18 protein-coding genes are annotated in these 16,970 nt (G+C 33.0%); 13 read left to right on the forward strand and 5 right to left on the reverse strand.

Annotation, left to right across the window (positions count from 1 at the left end):
* Positions 1–266 precede the first annotated feature (266 nt).
* The 3 genes from AB0A59_RS01525 to AB0A59_RS01535 all read left to right on the forward strand — a co-directional run bounded on the left by AB0A59_RS01525 (position 267) and on the right by AB0A59_RS01535 (position 2,110).
* Complete coding sequence (locus AB0A59_RS01525) at positions 267–974, forward strand: hypothetical protein (RefSeq protein WP_458745853.1); 708 nt, start codon at positions 267–269, stop codon at positions 972–974.
* 129 nt (positions 975–1,103) lie between these two features.
* Positions 1,104–1,592: an Lrp/AsnC family transcriptional regulator gene (locus AB0A59_RS01530; RefSeq protein ID WP_458745854.1), complete on the forward strand. Its 489-nt coding sequence runs from the start codon at positions 1,104–1,106 to the stop codon at positions 1,590–1,592.
* 188 nt (positions 1,593–1,780) lie between these two features.
* Positions 1,781–2,110, forward strand: coding sequence for a response regulator (locus AB0A59_RS01535; protein WP_458745856.1), 330 nt, complete (start codon positions 1,781–1,783; stop codon positions 2,108–2,110).
* A 15-nt stretch (positions 2,111–2,125) separates the two neighbouring features.
* Here the strand turns inward: AB0A59_RS01535 and AB0A59_RS01540 are convergent, their stop codons facing one another.
* Positions 2,126–2,569, reverse strand: a complete 444-nt coding sequence (locus AB0A59_RS01540; protein ID WP_458745858.1) for a response regulator — start codon at positions 2,567–2,569, stop codon at positions 2,126–2,128.
* 421 nt (positions 2,570–2,990) lie between these two features.
* On the opposite strand from AB0A59_RS01540, the gene AB0A59_RS01545 reads away from it, so the two are divergent.
* A complete protein-coding gene (locus AB0A59_RS01545; RefSeq protein ID WP_458745859.1) occupies positions 2,991–3,371 on the forward strand; it encodes a response regulator in 381 nt (126 codons plus the stop codon).
* Between the two features lie 984 nt (positions 3,372–4,355).
* Here AB0A59_RS01545 and AB0A59_RS01550 read toward each other — a convergent pair.
* Together AB0A59_RS01550 and AB0A59_RS01555 are read right to left on the reverse strand one after the other, a co-directional pair.
* Positions 4,356–5,378: a sensor histidine kinase gene (locus tag AB0A59_RS01550; protein WP_458745861.1), complete on the reverse strand. Its 1,023-nt coding sequence runs from the start codon at positions 5,376–5,378 to the stop codon at positions 4,356–4,358.
* Between the two features lie 216 nt (positions 5,379–5,594).
* The gene (locus AB0A59_RS01555; protein WP_458745863.1) at positions 5,595–6,026 is read right to left on the reverse strand and encodes a winged helix-turn-helix transcriptional regulator; all 432 of its coding nucleotides are present in this window, start codon (positions 6,024–6,026) and stop codon (positions 5,595–5,597) included.
* A 57-nt stretch (positions 6,027–6,083) separates the two neighbouring features.
* Between AB0A59_RS01555 and arsM the strand changes: the two genes are divergently transcribed.
* The 5 genes from arsM to AB0A59_RS01580 all read left to right on the forward strand — a co-directional run bounded on the left by arsM (position 6,084) and on the right by AB0A59_RS01580 (position 9,281).
* Positions 6,084–6,893, forward strand: a complete 810-nt coding sequence (arsM, locus tag AB0A59_RS01560; RefSeq protein ID WP_458745865.1) for an arsenite methyltransferase — start codon at positions 6,084–6,086, stop codon at positions 6,891–6,893.
* A gap of 26 nt (positions 6,894–6,919) precedes the next feature.
* Positions 6,920–7,384 carry an arsenate reductase ArsC gene (locus tag AB0A59_RS01565; protein ID WP_458745867.1) on the forward strand — a complete coding sequence of 155 codons (465 nt, stop codon included), beginning with the start codon at positions 6,920–6,922 and terminating at the stop codon, positions 7,382–7,384.
* A 54-nt stretch (positions 7,385–7,438) separates the two neighbouring features.
* Positions 7,439–8,128, forward strand: a complete 690-nt coding sequence (locus AB0A59_RS01570; protein WP_458745869.1) for an MIP/aquaporin family protein — start codon at positions 7,439–7,441, stop codon at positions 8,126–8,128.
* Positions 8,129–8,325: 197 nt separating this feature from the next.
* The gene (locus tag AB0A59_RS01575; protein WP_458745871.1) at positions 8,326–8,766 is read left to right on the forward strand and encodes a hypothetical protein; all 441 of its coding nucleotides are present in this window, start codon (positions 8,326–8,328) and stop codon (positions 8,764–8,766) included.
* Between the two features lie 287 nt (positions 8,767–9,053).
* Positions 9,054–9,281 carry a hypothetical protein gene (locus AB0A59_RS01580; protein WP_458745872.1) on the forward strand — a complete coding sequence of 76 codons (228 nt, stop codon included), beginning with the start codon at positions 9,054–9,056 and terminating at the stop codon, positions 9,279–9,281.
* Between the two features lie 139 nt (positions 9,282–9,420).
* On the opposite strand, the gene AB0A59_RS01585 is transcribed toward AB0A59_RS01580, so the two are convergent.
* Positions 9,421–9,930, reverse strand: a complete 510-nt coding sequence (locus AB0A59_RS01585) for a hypothetical protein (protein ID WP_458745874.1) — start codon at positions 9,928–9,930, stop codon at positions 9,421–9,423.
* 323 nt (positions 9,931–10,253) lie between these two features.
* On the opposite strand from AB0A59_RS01585, the gene AB0A59_RS01590 reads away from it, so the two are divergent.
* Entirely contained in the window at positions 10,254–11,261 is a 1,008-nt protein-coding gene (locus AB0A59_RS01590; protein ID WP_458745876.1) for an NAD(P)-binding domain-containing protein, read from the forward strand.
* A gap of 615 nt (positions 11,262–11,876) precedes the next feature.
* Complete coding sequence (locus AB0A59_RS01595; RefSeq protein WP_458745877.1) at positions 11,877–13,160, forward strand: Glu/Leu/Phe/Val family dehydrogenase; 1,284 nt, start codon at positions 11,877–11,879, stop codon at positions 13,158–13,160.
* Between the two features lie 107 nt (positions 13,161–13,267).
* On the opposite strand, the gene AB0A59_RS01600 is transcribed toward AB0A59_RS01595, so the two are convergent.
* Positions 13,268–14,320 carry a multicopper oxidase domain-containing protein gene (locus tag AB0A59_RS01600; protein WP_458745878.1) on the reverse strand — a complete coding sequence of 351 codons (1,053 nt, stop codon included), beginning with the start codon at positions 14,318–14,320 and terminating at the stop codon, positions 13,268–13,270.
* Between the two features lie 547 nt (positions 14,321–14,867).
* Here AB0A59_RS01600 and AB0A59_RS01605 point away from each other — a divergent pair.
* Both AB0A59_RS01605 and AB0A59_RS01610 read left to right on the forward strand, forming a co-directional pair.
* On the forward strand, positions 14,868–15,233 hold the full coding sequence (locus AB0A59_RS01605) for a hypothetical protein (protein WP_458745879.1): 366 nt from the start codon (positions 14,868–14,870) through the stop codon (positions 15,231–15,233).
* Positions 15,234–15,253: 20 nt separating this feature from the next.
* The gene (locus AB0A59_RS01610; RefSeq protein ID WP_458745881.1) at positions 15,254–16,729 is read left to right on the forward strand and encodes a patatin-like phospholipase family protein; all 1,476 of its coding nucleotides are present in this window, start codon (positions 15,254–15,256) and stop codon (positions 16,727–16,729) included.
* Positions 16,730–16,970 lie beyond the last annotated feature (241 nt).

The raw sequence follows: 16,970 nt of genomic DNA on the forward strand, positions 1-16,970 counted from the left end.
CAAACAAGAACGGCATTCGGAGGAGAATGTCTATATCTAGATATGATAACTTTGACTATTGATCTTCTAAATGTAATAATATTTGATTATTTTGATACCATGCACATTCATTTTGTAATTATGATTAAACAGTTTACAAATAATGTGCAGTGTTTGTCAAATAGGTGACACAGATTATAAAATATTCGGATAAGAGTTACCATAAATGTCATTTTTTAACTAAATTATAGGTTTAAATCTTATGTTTTTGTTAGTAGCTGTACATTGTGATAAAAATAAAATCTGATGATAATCCTGAAAATAAAAAAGATTCTGATAATGCAAATGGGATTGCTTACCTCCATCTCTTACGAAAAAATACTTACAATGATTCATCAAAAAAAAGTATCAATATATTAAAAGAGACGACGAAAGTTGTAGACGCTAACGACGAAAAAAGCACGAATAGTAGTGAATATTCTAATTCTAGTCTTACTACCTTTATAACAGCAGATAAGTTTGACATACTTATTATCAAAGAGCTCTTAAAAGACCCATCTATTACAACATTAGAAATTTCTATTAAACTTGGAATTCCTCTTCATATTGCCAATAAAAAAAGAAGACTGATAGAGTCAAAAGTGTTGCAAATAAAATATTTTCTTGACCTCCAAAAACTGGGGTTTAACTTTCAATTCGCCGATGTATTTGCAGATATACAGATAGACAAGGTTAATGATTTTGTAAGACAATTATATGCAACATCTTTTACTAAGAACATAATCAAAATTATGAGAGTCAAAGGTGAAGCAGACGGGATTTGTATAAAGACTTTATATAAAAATTCAGAAGAATTATTCTTTTTGATGGATGAGATAAAGTCAAATCCTTCTATTTCTAATGTACGCTTTTCAGAGCAAGTAGAGGTAGTAGGAGACAATACTTTAGATGTTATTTTAAATATACTTCATACAGATTCTAAAAATAAGAAATAATACTCATATCAGGCTGTAAATACAAGACTATAGGATTATTTTTCAAGACGAAAACTAATTTATCTTGCCTACTTGCTTGACACGAATATCTCATATGTATGGTTAAATATAACAAACGTTAATACAATAATGAGATGTTGTATCATATCCAAGAGAAAACTTGATAAAAAGATAGACATAACTGATATTAGAATTATTGATTTATTGGTTTCTAATAAAAATAACAAAGAAATTTCTAAAACCCTTAAAATTCCTTTATCTACGGTACAGAGAAGGGTTCGAGACTTAATATCTGCTGAGTATATATTTTCCAAAGTGGAAGTAAATCCCCACAAGTTAGGATTCAAAACAGGGTTAGTACATGTGTATCTAAGTGACGGTCATATTGAGGAATTGTCAAAGAAAATACATAATCTAGACCACATAAAGAGTGTAGAAATTCACATAGGCAATTCCGATATTTTAGGTCAGGTAGTTTACAAGGAGGGCAAAGATTTGCTGAATTTAATTTCTGCAATAAAAAAGATGGAAGGAGTAGATAGAATAGTATGGTCTGAAAGAATCGATCAAAGTCCTTCTAAAGGAATGGAGATCTTGTCAAATGTCTTAAATGGCTAAATGAACCAATTTAAGTGATATAAATTTCATATACTAAACGATTGTCGATGCTGCAACTATAGCGAAAAGGTTATTACGAGTAAAATGATATTATTCCTGAAGTTTAATGTCTATTGAGGATAACTATACAGGATTAGATTACATTAACGGAACAATCCTAATAGTCACAGACGATGATGATATAAATATTGTATTGTGGCGTATTTGCATTAAATGGCTTTAAGTGTTTTAAGTGTCATTCAGCAGAAGAGGCCCTTAAGACTCTTGACGAGAATATTGATACGGTGGATTCGATGCTCCTTGATGGTAGGATAGCAGCAGACCGGGGCGCCATGATAATTGTAAAGTCGAAGACAAAAAAGCCAAGTGTCAAGATTGTTGTTGTTGCAAGCAGTGACACTGCCAAGACACGAGTACTCAGTTATGGAGCGGATGATTTTTTGATTAAGCCAGTTAGTGCTGAGGTGCTTACAAACAGGGTAATAACTCAATTGGCAAGAAGGCCGATAGTTAGTTAGTTTTTATTTAATCAGTTAATGTCTTAAAACCGTAGCAAGCTTTGCTAGTTTAAAAGGCATTGTGAGAACATCTATATCTTTTAGTGCTGTGGTTCTTAAGCACTCTTCTGATAAATGCTCCATGGGCGTTGTTGTGACTAATACAAGTTTTTGGTCGGGCTTTTCACTTCGTATTTTTTTAGCAACATCAAAACCAGAGGGATTATACAAATGGGTGTCAAGCAAAATAGCTTCATATGGTATTCGCCTCTCTTTGCTTTGAAGAAAATAGTCTAGAGCCTCCTGTCCACTACTAGCGGTTTCTGTGCCTATACCTAATGAAGATAAATAAGTCCTAAATAGTAATAGCAACTCGTTGTCAGACTCTCCAATCAAAATTTGTGGTTGTGATAACTCTTTTTTTCTTTGCGAACAAGTGTCTCCTACTTTCTTATTTTGAAGTAAACCACCATTATTCAAAATGTTTCACCAGAAATATAATTATGTAGTTAACATTACATATAAAGCCATGTTTTTTTATTTTTTAAAGCATTTCATCATTTATTAATAAAAATTAGGATTAAAATGTCATTTTTTTAATTCACATTTCAAGAAGAACAAAAAACTTGACCAGACTTTGTATATCAAGAAATACTGTCTTCAATTGCTGATAGATACAAAGAGCAAATATACAATAAGGAGAAGGGAGACATCACGAGAAATTAACGTATTTTGTCTTCTACGATAAATCATATGGATATCATTTGAGTGTCTCTTCAACCGTGCCACTCTGTACTTAGAACCGTCCATCCAATTGAATTTGGGAATCCACCATCGATATACGTAAACTTTGTGCTATTTTGCTAATAACGATTAAATATTATCCATTTATATCAAAGTAGTGCCAAGCCCATTATCTATTCTCATAATAGATGATGAAGAAGAACTAGCTACTCTCTTTAAACATTCGGTTGAGGCTATGGGTCTGGATGCAGTATCTTTTACTAACCCATTGTTAGCATTTGAATATTTTAAGAATAATGAGAATAAATTTTCATTAGTAATTACAGATTTAAGGATGCCTGGTATGTGTGGAATGGAATTAGCCAAAAAGGTAAGAGAGTTAAATGATTCAGTAAAGATATTTTTAATCACTGCTTTTGATACTAGGGATTTAGAAAGCAGTGAAGCGTATAAATCAGCGAAGATTGATAAAGTTATTCAAAAACCAATAAGACTTTCTATTTTAAAAAAATTAATTGAAGAGAAACTTTATAATTAATAAAGGACAAAAATCGTCCACCGACAGTGGGATTAAGTTGCTATCCAAATGCATCAAGTTTGAATACTATTATTTCTGTTACTTAGATAGACGGTCAATGCATTTGAGCTTTATAGCCATGCCATGATGATTTACCATTTCTAATTTTTATCTCTCAGATAACCTATTATCAAAATTGAGTTGGTTGTATATACAAATACCTTTTAGTAGTGAATCAAATATGTGGGTAATCTTAATTCATAGTATATCAGTTCCTTGTACAGCATTTTTAAAAAAATAGGAACCCATGTGTGATAATATAGAAACACCGTCTTTTCTCTTCTCAACAGCGAACTTGACTAATTTATCTTTGAATTCCACCATGGCCACTTTCCCAAAGTGTTGATTTAAAGAATCGGCAATTATCTGGGAATATCGCTTTTATGTTGAAATTCATCCATCTAGATATTATCGATTGAAAGATTTTATCTTACTGATCTTACTGTTTCATAAAAAGGATAGAAGAGAGTTATTTCATTTTTTATATCAATTTGTCTTTGTATAAAGAGAGTATAAAATTCCCTGAATGTTTGAAGATTTGGATATATGAGTATCCAATATAATCCATACTTTGATTTACCTATTTTTTCTACAGCATCTTCAATTGAGAGGTTATAAACTTTGTTGGTGACTTTAATAACAAAACCATCCTATTATTCATTAACCTGTAAACCGAAACTTAATAGGATGAGTCTTTTTGTCTATCTAGATTATTGACTTAACCATCCATCATTAGACCAAACTACAATGAAGCTAACTAATAATATTATTTATATCATGATAGTAGAGTTAGATAAAGTATTGAAATTAGTGGATTTCAATATGATAATCATCATTTTACCTTATCTGTAGAGTATGACTATTGCGGATTAAATTAAATAAGCGGCAATATTAATAATCACAGATAATATAGAGGGATGAATATCCTACGTAATCGATGATGATTCACACTTGCCTTGAGGCCAATGGCAAGCTAAACGAAAATGTTACTCCTTTTCCGTCTATGTTACTATCAAACCATATGTTACCCCCATGTGCTTTGACAATGGCTTCGCAGATGAATAAACCTAAACCTGTACCGCCACTATCAAATGTGGAAAAAGATTTTAAAAAGACTTTGGAACGATCTTGAGGGTCTAAACCCTTCCCAACATCTTTTACGCTGACAATTATTTCTTTATGATGATGGCGGTTAGAATCTTCTACGTGTTTATGAGATTCGTTTTTACTAGTAGTAACAACTATTGTACCGGCGTCAGTAAACTTAATGGCATTGTCCAAAAGATTGACTATTACTTGCGCTATTCTATCTCTATCGGCTTCTATGAAAGTCCCTCTCTCTTCTCCCTCTTCTCCTTCTATTTGTGATTTAGTATCACAAAATATATTTAGATTTTTTTTGGAATGGCTAATCTGAATTTTGAAATCCTGGATAATCGAGGACACCAAATCATCTAAATTAAATTCCTCTTTTGATAATATAAGAGAATCATTATCTATTTTTGCCATGTCCAGTATATTAGAAAGAATCTTTTGAATCCGGACTGCATTCTGCATTATAAGTTTTATATATTCTACGCTGGTTTGTGGTTGAGAAATCAATATTTCACCGTATCCGAGAATCGCTTGAATAGGGGTTCTGATTTCATGAGCTGTAATATCTATGAAATCTTTTTGCTTTAATACAAATTGTTTTATCCTTTCGTTAGCCTCTATGAGCTCTTCGGTGACCTTTAGAATTTCTTTATTATTTATTTCGAATCTTTCATTGGTTTCTGCTAGCTTATCAACAGCAGTAACAAGTTTTTCTTCTGATTCTGTTAAAGACTTTCTGCTAACTTTTATCTCTTCTGCATTTATCCTAATTGCTTGGTTTAAAAGACGAAGAGATTCATTTGACTCCTTTAAATCTTCTGTTTTTGCCAGAAGTTCGCCTGTTTTTATTTCCAGCAAGCCCTTTATGGACATCCGATTTTTGCTCGTTCCATCTGACTGTGAAATGATTATTCTATGTTTATTGTGAGAAATACCTTAAATAGTTAACCTAGTTTTCGCCGTACAACCAATAATCACAAACCTGTAGAAATATCTAATTTAGAATAAGTTGGATTTACATTCTAATTAGTAAAGATGAACCCGAAATTCCAACGAATAACTCGATAGGCCGCTGATTAAAATAAATAATTATTTGTTTGACCACTTTCGCATCCATTGAAGCAAGTTGATTATAGATTCTACAAGTTCTTGTCCTTTAGGGGTAAGACGATATTCTACTCTAGGTGGAATTTCATTAAAATATTGTCTATTTAATATTCCATTTTTTTCTAGCTCTCTTAAGCGAGTGGTAAGAGTTTTGCTACTAAAGCCTTTCATAGAGTTTTTGAATGTCAGATATCTTACCGGATCTGTGGAACAACAGAGAGGTATCAAGATTTCTAAAGTTCCTCTTTTTGTAATAATATTTCTCAACTCAGATGTTTCTTTCATTAGGCTTTCAACGCTATATCCATAAAAATCACAAGGGTTCATTTTATCATTATTTAGAATAGGTAATTTCTTTGAAGTTTTTACTTTATTTGGAAGAATCTTTTCTCCTATTAGTTTCTCTGATTTCACTTACTTTACCAAATTCCTCTTACTAACTTAAATAGTTTCCTTAGTAAATCAATATCTATGGATAAACAATTAGATTTAAAGGGAAAGATCAAGGAACAATATGGAAAGATTGCTACAAATGGCAATTCCGATTCTTGTTGTATGCCGTCTAGCGATTGCTGCGGTACATCATCTGAAATTCTCATTTCTCCATTTGAGTCATCAAAAGCTGTTGGATATGATTCAGACAAATTGAAACTGATTCCCGAATCTTCTGTATTAGGTGTAGGATGTGGGAATCCCACTAGATTCGCAGATATTGATGAAGGCAATGTCGTTGTCGATTTAGGTTCAGGAGCAGGTATAGACGCATTTCTTGCAGCCAATATTGTCAAAGAAAGTGGTAAAGTCATTGGAATTGATATGACAGAAAATATGCTCAAAAAAGCAAGGGAAAACGCTGAAAAACATGGTTACAAGAATGTCGAGTTCAGACATGGCGATATCGAACAGGAAATACCTGTTGAGGACAATTCTGTTGATGTAGTCATAAGTAATTGCGTTCTTAACCTGACAATAAACAAAGAAAATACGTTTAGAGAAATTTACCGAATCCTCAAACCAGAAGGAAAAGGAAAAATGGTTATATCGAATCTAGTTACCTCCAAAGAAATAGATGCCGATTCTATTAGTACAGACAGTTGGTGTGGTTGTATAGATGGTGCATTAACAAAAGAACACTACATTACTAGTATTAAAAAAGCTGGATTTACTAATATTGAGATATTAGATGAGAAACTGTACATGGAGTTGGATGAGACCCGGGACATAGAAGGTCAAGAAAAAAGACAAATTACCAGTATCTCTATCAAGGCTGTTAAAGAGTAAAAAAAGTAATAAGAGAAGTGGATTGTATGAAATTTTCATTTGGCAAACGCAAACGAGATCATGATCGTGACATTGCAACAAAAACCATACTCTTTGTATGTGTTCAAAACGCTGGAAGAAGTCAGATGGCTGAGGCTTTCTTCAGAAAGTATGCTCAAAAAGACTACAAAACTATTAGTGCTGGTACAGTTCCCACTTCTCAAATCAATCCAATTGCAGTAGAGGTTATGAAGGAAGTTGGAATAGATATAAGTAAACAAAAACCTAAAGACTTGACAGAAGACATGATTCGAAATGCAACAGCTATTATCAATATGGGTTGTATGGATGACAAATTCTGTCCCGCTTTATTTGTACCAAAAGTTATAGACTGGGCTATAGAAGATCCAAAAGACAAACCAATAGAGAAAGTTAGAGAAATAAGAGACGAAATTAAAAAAAGAGTGTTGGAAATAGTTAGCGCCTCCGAAAATCATAAAATTCCAATCTAAGATAACGGTTCATGTAATCCAACTAAACGGATATCCTATAATTAATCGATTTTCATGTCAAAGGAATCTACTTTTGAATCTGTAGTCGATAAACTAACTGTTAATCAAAAAAGGTTTGTTGCAGAACTCATAGGAGCATTTATTGTTGTTGTTTTAGCTACAGGTTCAGTAGTTATTGATGCAAAGTTTAATGGTATTCTTGGTTTACCATTTGTTGCATTTGCTCCTTTCGTGGGTGTTGCAATAGGCGTATATCTTTTTGGAAAAATCTCTATGGCTCATTTTAATCCTGCTGTATCTGTCGCGTTTTTGATAACAAGGCATATTACAAGAAAGCTACTTGTTTTGTATCTTTTAGAGGAGATTATTGGTGCTTTGTTAGCAAGTCTTTTCGTAAGTATTGTAATAGGCAAAGAGGTAAATCTAGGAATCAATGTGCCAAATTATTTATATCCTTTACCTTTGATATTTGGAATAGAAGTTTTAGCATCAGCTCTTTTGATGGCGGTGATATTGACTGTTGTTTATACAAAAGGTTTGAAAAGATTCGGCGGAATAGCTATCGGAGGTATTGTTGGATTAGACATTTTATTTTTGGCGTTTATATCTGGAGCATCGATGAATCCTGCTCGGTCATTGGCTCCCGCAATGTTATCTGGAGTATGGACCGATCTATGGTTATACTGGACTGCAACATTTGTAGGTACCTCTGTGATTGCATGGATATATAGAAAAAAGATTTGAATAAATAACAAAATTTGATGAGTTATAGATTTAAAAACAATGCTAGTAGAAAAGACGTCACTAGCTCATTTTCATCTACAGAATAGGTTTAAAGAAAGGTTAAGAAACTTTTAAAACCGGAATTTAAAGTCTCTATATTATAATATTTTAGAAGGTAAAATATTACATTATTTATACTATGTACGATAGTTGATTTCATGATAAGAACAAAGACATATTTAGCAATTGTCATTGCTACTATTATATCAATGACTTTTGGAGGCCTTCAATTTTCAAATGCTGAACCCGTGACTATGGATATTAATAAAGCAAAGGATCCAGGTCCTGGATTTGGCACAGAAAAGATAGGAACATTGTCTATTGATGTACAGGGAAAAACGATAGATACCTCTGTTAACATGACGGCAGTACCTAAACAAGATAAAGTTTTTGAAGCATGGTTAGTTGATGCCGATGGATCCAACTATAAATTAAGCCTAGGTACATTGGCTGGAAATAGTTTAAATACTTCAGACCACTTGGTAAATCCTTTTACCTATACAGAGTTCATTATCACTGAAGAACCAGTTGACGATGTCGATCCTAACGCAGCAGGTACATATGGTGGAGCTGAATTACAGGCCCCATTTGGACGATAATAACCTTTAATTTTTTTTGATCCTATTTTCAAAAAGGACTAGCAAATGGAAAGACATCTTTAACATCGAATTTACTGTCTGTAGGTATTTCACAATTTTAATTCCTCATTTCTTTTTTATTTCACTCGGCAATATCATACTGTTATTTATTTTGTGATTTTTTCATATCTTAATAGTTGAATAAAACTTTTGATACGTCATAATTACCATGCGTCTATTTCAAATAACTGCAAACACAATTGGAGGAGTCGAGATTTTCACAGAGGTCGGGTGTAACGAAATCACCTTTGTCAATTGATAATATTGAAATATCCTATGGTGAGAAATTTGATATGGATCTTACAATAAAATGTAAGTATTGTGGCTTTGAATATACCTCCAATTTATATCGAGAAGATAAACAGAGCGTTGAAAAAAGACTTCTAATCATGAAAGTTGTCCAAACTGTGGGCTGGTTTCTACCTATGATGAGTTCGATTATGAATAGAGTATATACTATAATACTTGTAATCTGATGTATCATATTAAATTCTATCAAGTTTCAGAGATGTAAACGCAGTCAATTTTTAAAAATAGTTTCTCATTTTTTTCGCAATCATTATAAAATACGTAAAATAAGTTCCGATAAAAGATAGGAATAATTCTATTGTTGTTCTATGATGGATCTGCATCAAATCTTTTCTTGTACTTGTTTATTGCTTCATCCTCTGAGATAGCAAATTTTAAAACTTTACCATCATAACTTTCTACTTTGTATTGAGGAATGCTAAAAATTTCCTTGTTTCCTATACCTCTCTGAGTCAAGATTAAACCGTTAGAAACTTCTTGGACCTCGCCGAAATCTGCATCGCTAAGGCCTCTGGCCTCTTTCTTTATTACATTATTCCAATCAATCTGTTCAAGTGTAATCTCGCCTTGAGAATCATCTCCAAATCTTTTCTTGTACTTGTTTATTGCTTCATCCTCTGAGATAGCAAATTTTAAAACTTTACCATCATAACTTTCTACTTTGTATTGAGGAATGCTAAAAATTTCCTTGTTTCCTATACCTCTCTGAGTCAAGATTAAACCGTTAGAAACTTCTTGGACCTCGCCTAGGTCAAAATCATTATCACCTTTTGCTTCCTTCTTTATTACATCGTTCCAGTCAATATCCTTATACATACATATTCAAAAGAAACATATTATAAATACCTCCATAATTAAAAATTAATTTATCCTCTAGTTTTCCCTTTCCTCAATAGTCTTGAGGAACGATATTAGAGTAAATCTAAGAATATGAAACAAACAAAATGGAAATGGCGAATGAAGAAACTTGGTCTTGTTGAATTTTCTGTTAGTGAACTAAGTAGTTGAAAAAAATTATTAAAGATAAAATTTAGAATTAGTAAACATTCTATATCAATTCATTATTGAATTTACAATCAACAATTTGAAATTATGTTGTAATACCACTATAAAAACAATAATCATCAAATAATAATGCCGTGCCAATACGTAATAGTGATGATTTAGATGCTACTTCGACAAAAACAGTAGTTATTATAGGACTAGGCCAGCTTGGTCTTCCAGTTGCAAAATATGTTAAAGAACATGGTTTTGATACCTATGGATACGATATAAATCAAAAAACCATGCAATCAGCTGAGACCAATTATGGAATAAAACAAGCAACAAACTTTGGTGATTTTGACGTATTAATTATCTGTGTATCCACACATAGACCAGATGATATGTTTACACCACAAGTAGATGGTTTGATGTCCGTTGTTGAAAAGATATCTAGAGAAGCAAAGACAGGTGCACTAATATCAGTTGAAAGTACTATACCAAAAGGTACATCAAAAAAAGTATTTGAAAAAGTAGATCATAGACTACACGTTGTACATGCACCACATAGATGGTATGCATTAGAAGAAGAAATTCACGGTGTAAATCAATTACGTATTGTAGGAGGTGTAAGCAACTGTTGTCTACAACATGGTCTTAACTTTTATGATGGACGTGAGGTAATCCCACAACAAACAACAGGAACAGAAGGAATGCCAACTACAAGAGCAGGAAGAATAGAAGGAATAGATACAACTACAACTACAACTACAACTACAACTACAGCGACAAAAGAAGGGCTAAAAAGTCTATCAATTCCAATGCATCCAGTATCATCAGTTGAAGTAGCAGAGCTAACCAAAATAGTAGAGAATGCTCATAGATATCTCCAAATAGCATTTGCAGAAGAGCTTTACCTTTATTGCAAGTCTAATAGTATCAGTTTTTCGGAATTACGTGAATCACTCAATACAAAATGGAATGTAGAAGTACTAGAACCAAGAGATGGAATAGGTGGTCACTGTCTTCCCAAAGATACAAAGATGTTTATTAATTCATCTAATACAATAAAAAGCAAGATTTTACAAGCAGCCATGGAAATTGATGAGGACTACACAAATTTCAGGCGTCAACTAAATAGGGCGAAAACTTCTATTTCCATTTAAGATGACAATTGGTAATAATAACTCATTGCTTTTATTGATAAATCAATTCATATATACTACTGGATTATTCTCCAAATTCCGAGAATAATGATTTACCAAATTCCTTTCTTATTTTAGGAAAATCTTTTTTCTTAACTTTAAAAATTAATTGATTTAAGATAATATTAAAAAAAATTATGCTACGCTATTGGAACTCCAAAAAAGAATGAAGATTTTACTTTGATAATATTTTTTTCTATAGGATTCACAAAATAGAGTAATTCCAAGTGATCATTGTCATAGAAATAATAATAGTAAACATCACTATAAGTTAAGGAATTGCGTTTGTATTAGAACCTTGATACCACAGGGAACTAATCTCCAATATGAGAACTGTAACTAAATTGCGAGTTCAGAGATTCACCATGCTATTGAGTTTTAACATCTTTTATATTTGATTGAATTGTTTATTCATCAGTAAAATTAGTCCCTATTAAACTCCAAACTTTATTTGACTATGCGTTCGTACTACATAATAAGATTATAACATATCATAATTAATAGTAATCTGCAATGGTCAACGCAGAATCATCTTTTTCACACTCAAATTTAGGATCTAATGTGGAGAAATACCAGATGGAGAGTAGTTCCGGATGGAGAGAAATAGACGAATGGGGCCCCGAAAAAGTATTGCAGGTATATGATCCTGACACCGGTATGAAAGGTGTTTTGGTTATTGATAATACCTCTACTGGTCCTGGCAAAGGAGGAATAAGGTTTGCAGAAAGTGTTACTCCTACAGAAGTGTTTAGGCTTGCAAGAACAATGACTTGGAAATGTGCGTCAGCTGGCCTGCCATTTGGTGGCGCTAAAGGAGGAATTATAGCAAACCCAAGTAAAGTAAACCAAGTAGAATGGATTAAATCTTTTGCCAAAATGATAAGACCATATTGTCCCCTACAATATATTGCAGCTACTGACGTTGGTACGACCGAATTGGATATGGCAGTATTTGCACATGAGATCGGAGACATGCGAGCATGTACAGGTAAACCACAGGAACTAGGAGGAATTCCTCACGAATTAGGTACAACTGGCTATGGGGTAAGTGTTGCATTAAGAACTACGCTAGACTTTTTAAAAGACATCAAACGTAAAGGATTAACGGCTTCCAGGCCCTTTCTTGATCTCACCAACAGTTTAGATAAAAAAAGCAATGATATTAAAGTAGTAATTCAGGGATTTGGTAATGTAGGTTCATTTACTGCAAAGTTTCTAAATGATCTGAATATAAAAGTTGTAGGCGTTAGTGATGTCTCGGGATTTGTATTTAATGATAACGGCTTGGATATTCCGCAATTAATGAGTGATATGAAAGACAAGTCTAAATTAGGTGATCTGCTAGAGAATAAACAGCATCAACACCTTTATAATATTTTGGATAAAGACGAAATTTTTAATGTAGATGCGGATATTTTTATTCCTGCGGCATTAACTGGCGTTATCAACGATAAGACTGCTCCCAAATTATTAGAACATAATGTGAAGATTGTTGTAGAGGGTGCAAATATTCCTACTACACCATCAGCCGATCAATATTTAGTGAATAATAATATTTTAATCATTCCGGATTTTATTGCAAATTCTGGCGGTGTGATCGGATCGTTTGTTGAGTATCAAGGCCGAACAGAAAAAGAAGCCTTTGATCTAATTGAATATAAAATTACAAATAATGTCAAAAGGACACTTTACAACTCACTACAATTAATAGACCAAGAAGGTGATACTTCACAACTTAATGTTAGAAAGACTGCAATGGAAACAGCAAAACAAATAGTGTATAGAGCAATGTTATTAAGAAAGGGGGCAATTAGTGTAGCTAGGGAAGCCTATGCAAGAAAGGAACGAGTTATTTATTAGGTGGATTAAATTGTTGTTACTGATTCAAAAAGATTAGAAAAGTTATTGTTAGATTATTTATTTTATCAGCCTCGTTCATCTCTTTTACAATATGAATGAATCAATTTCTAATTCTCATTAATTTCCGTTGTGGCATTCTGCATTGTTTTTGTAAGGTTCTCTTGCCAGTCAATCATGCTCACGGGTTTTGTAATCGCAATGTCTTTTCCATCTACGAGGTTAGACGTAGGCTGGGACACATTAAAGTAGCCCATAGCGCCTCTGTCCTCAGGAATCCCATGTTGGTGAAATACATATTTTCCCTCCCAGGGCCATTTCATTTCAAATATTGCTGCGTCTCCTGAAGATGTTGCCCATGTTTGAGTGTGTACTGGTTCATTCATCCAGATACCCGAAATCCATGTCTTAAAGAGAGTTCCATGAACGTGATATCCATATGCGGGCAGTTGGGACAGATTAATCATATATACTCTTGCTGTTTCATTTGTGTAAACTGGTAGGGGATTATCGTAGTAAATGTTCTCGTAGCCATTGTAGAAAGCACTTTCAGGATCTGACGTGTGTATGTCCTTGGTATCATAATCACCAAATACCACTACAAACTCCTTGGCGGGTGGTAAAGGTGTTTTTGGATCAACAATAAAAGCCCCATATAATCCCATCCTAACATGCTCAACAACTGGCATTACATGGCAATGGTACATAAGGGCACCTGATGGTGCTGCTGTAAACTCATAAGTAAATGTCTTATTTGGCGCAACAATCTCAAATACTCCATCCATTGTGCCATTATGGCCACCATGAAAATGAACTGTGTGAGGTAAATCTAGCTTGTTTATAAAATGGACTATTACCTTATCACCCTCTGTTACACGAAGTGTTGGTCCAGGGATACTTCCATTGTATGTCCAAGCCTTAATTTTCTTACTTGGTGATATGTCTAGTGTAGTCTCTTCGGCAATCAAGGTAAATTCTTTTGTATTTGAATCGGAAGTAGATACATAGGTCTGAGTGTTTGTTTGATTAGTAATTGTAGTAGCTATTGCTTTATGATTTTCCAAATTATTAAGCGAGAAAGCAACTAAATAAAAACCTAGTATCATGATGAGTGTCATCGATTTTGACTTGTGAGGTGGTATTGATAGAAATGTATTGTTCATCCGAACAATTGAAGTTCTAAGTTAATAACATAGACGTATTGTTTGCGTGTTGATGTATTCAAATGTATTTAGATGTATTCTTATATTTTCAAAATTTGCATCGCTTATTATATTAATGTAGTTTTTAAAGATCAAACATCGCATTAAGGATTAATCGTGTATAAAAGCGCAAAGGCTGGATGTATAATGTATATGACAATGCAATAGTCTGTTGAATATTTACCCCTTGAAGTAACATATTCTCGAAGTGATTTCCATGACACAAGACTCAATGATAAAGGACATGAAACAAAGCTCAATAATACTGCATTCTTTGAAATACTGAGACTAGTAATATTGAACCATGGACCTGCTAACCAAAACTTGGATTCATAAATATGAAGGTTAATTTAACTACTGATAAAATTAACTGCTAGTTTCTTGATTTAGAATTTTTTTATATTCCACAGTATCTGTTAATTGTTTTGTCTTCAGTAAAAAAAGATGATAATTCTGTTACACCTGTCTATATACTATGTTAATTAATAAATAATGAGTAGATATTATTTTGGATAATTTATTAAAATCTGTATTAAAACGTCAAATACCCTTTCTTATAGGTGGTACAATAACTGGCACAATTATGGCTTATTATTATGGGTTCTTGTTCACTATTATAGTAAACAGTATTATCTGGTTTGCTATCTCAACACTTGTCAACAAATTTTATTGGAAATATACCGGCTTCAAAGAAGAATTTCAGCTTGTCTCGAAATATATTGGACGTATAAAAAAGAGAAAATCTAAAAATAATTTTAATATTAAAGAGGATAAACATACAGAAGGAGAGAATGTCAAAACGGATTTCTCCTTAAACAATACCAATAGTAACAATACTGATACTGATAATTTGGGAAGCCCAATAAAAATCTAAAATATTGGTATACTATATCCATGTCAATTTTAAACAAACGTTCTATTCCTTCAGTTCAAAGAGCATTAGTTTTGCAAGGAGGAGGGGCACTAGGAGCATACCAGGCTGGTGTTTTTAAATGTCTTTATGAAAAAATTAAAGGAAGTCAAGCAGATGATAACGAAAAAGATGTTCCTTTATTTGACATTGTTGCAGGAACTTCCATAGGTGCCATCAATGGTGCAATTCTTGTTAGTCATTTTGTTGAAAATAAAACATGGGAAGGCGCTTCAGAAAAGCTTGAGGCATTTTGGAAGTATTTGTCCACCCCTACACCAAATATTTCAGAAGCATTAAAACAATGGAAAGTCGAGAATGAAAAAGGAAATCCCTTAATAGCATCTGAAGAATCTGCACGAAGATATTATTCAGCAAGAGAATTTTCTAAATCAGGTGTAGAAAAAGTATTCAAGCCTATTTACCCACCAAAACAAGATAATAGATTTTGCGATTCGCAAAATCAATGGCTTGTGTACGATAACAAACCATTGAGAAAGAGTATAGAAAAATTTGCTAAATTTCCTATTGCAACTAGTTTTGATAAAGGGGAACCGAGACTGCTTGTAGTAAGCGTAGACGCGACAGAAGGAACAACAGTCACATTTGATAGCTATGAGAGCGACCAAGGGAAAAGAGAAACAGAATATGGTGTTTCACATTTAGGAAAATCCATTATCATGCAATACAACGAAGGCATTAGTATCAATTATCTTATTGCAAGCTCAAGCATACCTGAAGTCTACGCTTACGAGGAAATAAATGGACGTAAATTTTGGGATGGAGGGGTATTGAGCAATACTCCAATTAAAGAGTTGATAGATGCACATCAAAGATTCTGGGAAAAACGAATAGGTTCTAAAAATCTCGAGAACTCTGTCCGAAGAAAAATGAGGCATGATGAAAGGGATGAGGAAACGAATAATTACAACAACAACAACAACAACAACAACAACAACAGCAGCAGCAGCAGCAGCAGCTCATCGCAAGAGAAGCAACAGATACAAAGAATTCCAAATTTGGAAATATATGTTGTAAATTTATTTGATCCTAAGGAAAATAATAGCAATACTGTTAGGAACGTAGCCTCATATGATTTTGAATGGATTAAAGACAGGAGTATTGACATAAAACTTGGTAAAGAATTCGATACAAAAACATATGAACTATGTACTGACTATGTGAATTTAATCGAAAGACTGATTAGCCTTGGAGATGAGAATGAAATACTAAAAGAGAAAATTAACAGAATATTAGAAGAATATACGCCAAGACGACTTATGACAGAAGAAATTAAGAGAAATATCGATATACTAAAGAACACTTTTAAAATAGTTAAAATTATTCAAATACAACGTAAAGATGACAATAATAGTATTTCAGGAAAACTTACTGACTTTACCTATGAAACCATAGATAGATTGATCCAAGAAGGATACCAGGACGCTATGAGTAAATGATTTACCTGCTAATAGGGGCGCGCCGTTAACTTGATAAACGCCTATAGTTAGGAACAGAGCACCTGCTGCTACTGCTCTTTATGTGGTTCTATTCGTTGAATGTATTATATAAAAATAATTACAAAATAATGAATAAATAAAAATCAAATTCAAGGCAGTATCGTCCTTGTAAATCTTATTAATTATTGTTACTAAGGTATATAACGGGTCTGTGATTTTAGTAATAGATATATTATGAGTC

The organism is Candidatus Nitrosocosmicus sp. T (assembly GCF_054408485.1).

What these genes read in the sequence shown, in the direction of transcription:
- AB0A59_RS01530 (WP_458745854.1), top strand. Translation starts at nt 1,104, where the DNA reads ATGAGATGTTGTATCATATCCAAGAGAAAACTTGATAAAAAGATAGAC.
- AB0A59_RS01550 (WP_458745861.1), bottom strand. Translation starts at nt 5,378, where the DNA reads ATGTCCATAAAGGGCTTGCTGGAAATAAAAACAGGCGAACTTCTGGCA.
- arsM (WP_458745865.1), top strand. Translation starts at nt 6,084, where the DNA reads ATGGATAAACAATTAGATTTAAAGGGAAAGATCAAGGAACAATATGGA.
- AB0A59_RS01565 (WP_458745867.1), top strand. Translation starts at nt 6,920, where the DNA reads ATGAAATTTTCATTTGGCAAACGCAAACGAGATCATGATCGTGACATT.
- AB0A59_RS01570 (WP_458745869.1), top strand. Translation starts at nt 7,439, where the DNA reads ATGTCAAAGGAATCTACTTTTGAATCTGTAGTCGATAAACTAACTGTT.
- AB0A59_RS01575 (WP_458745871.1), top strand. Translation starts at nt 8,326, where the DNA reads ATGATAAGAACAAAGACATATTTAGCAATTGTCATTGCTACTATTATA.
- AB0A59_RS01585 (WP_458745874.1), bottom strand. Translation starts at nt 9,930, where the DNA reads ATGTATAAGGATATTGACTGGAACGATGTAATAAAGAAGGAAGCAAAA.
- AB0A59_RS01595 (WP_458745877.1), top strand. Translation starts at nt 11,877, where the DNA reads ATGGAGAGTAGTTCCGGATGGAGAGAAATAGACGAATGGGGCCCCGAA.
- AB0A59_RS01600 (WP_458745878.1), bottom strand. Translation starts at nt 14,320, where the DNA reads ATGAACAATACATTTCTATCAATACCACCTCACAAGTCAAAATCGATG.
- AB0A59_RS01610 (WP_458745881.1), top strand. Translation starts at nt 15,254, where the DNA reads ATGTCAATTTTAAACAAACGTTCTATTCCTTCAGTTCAAAGAGCATTA.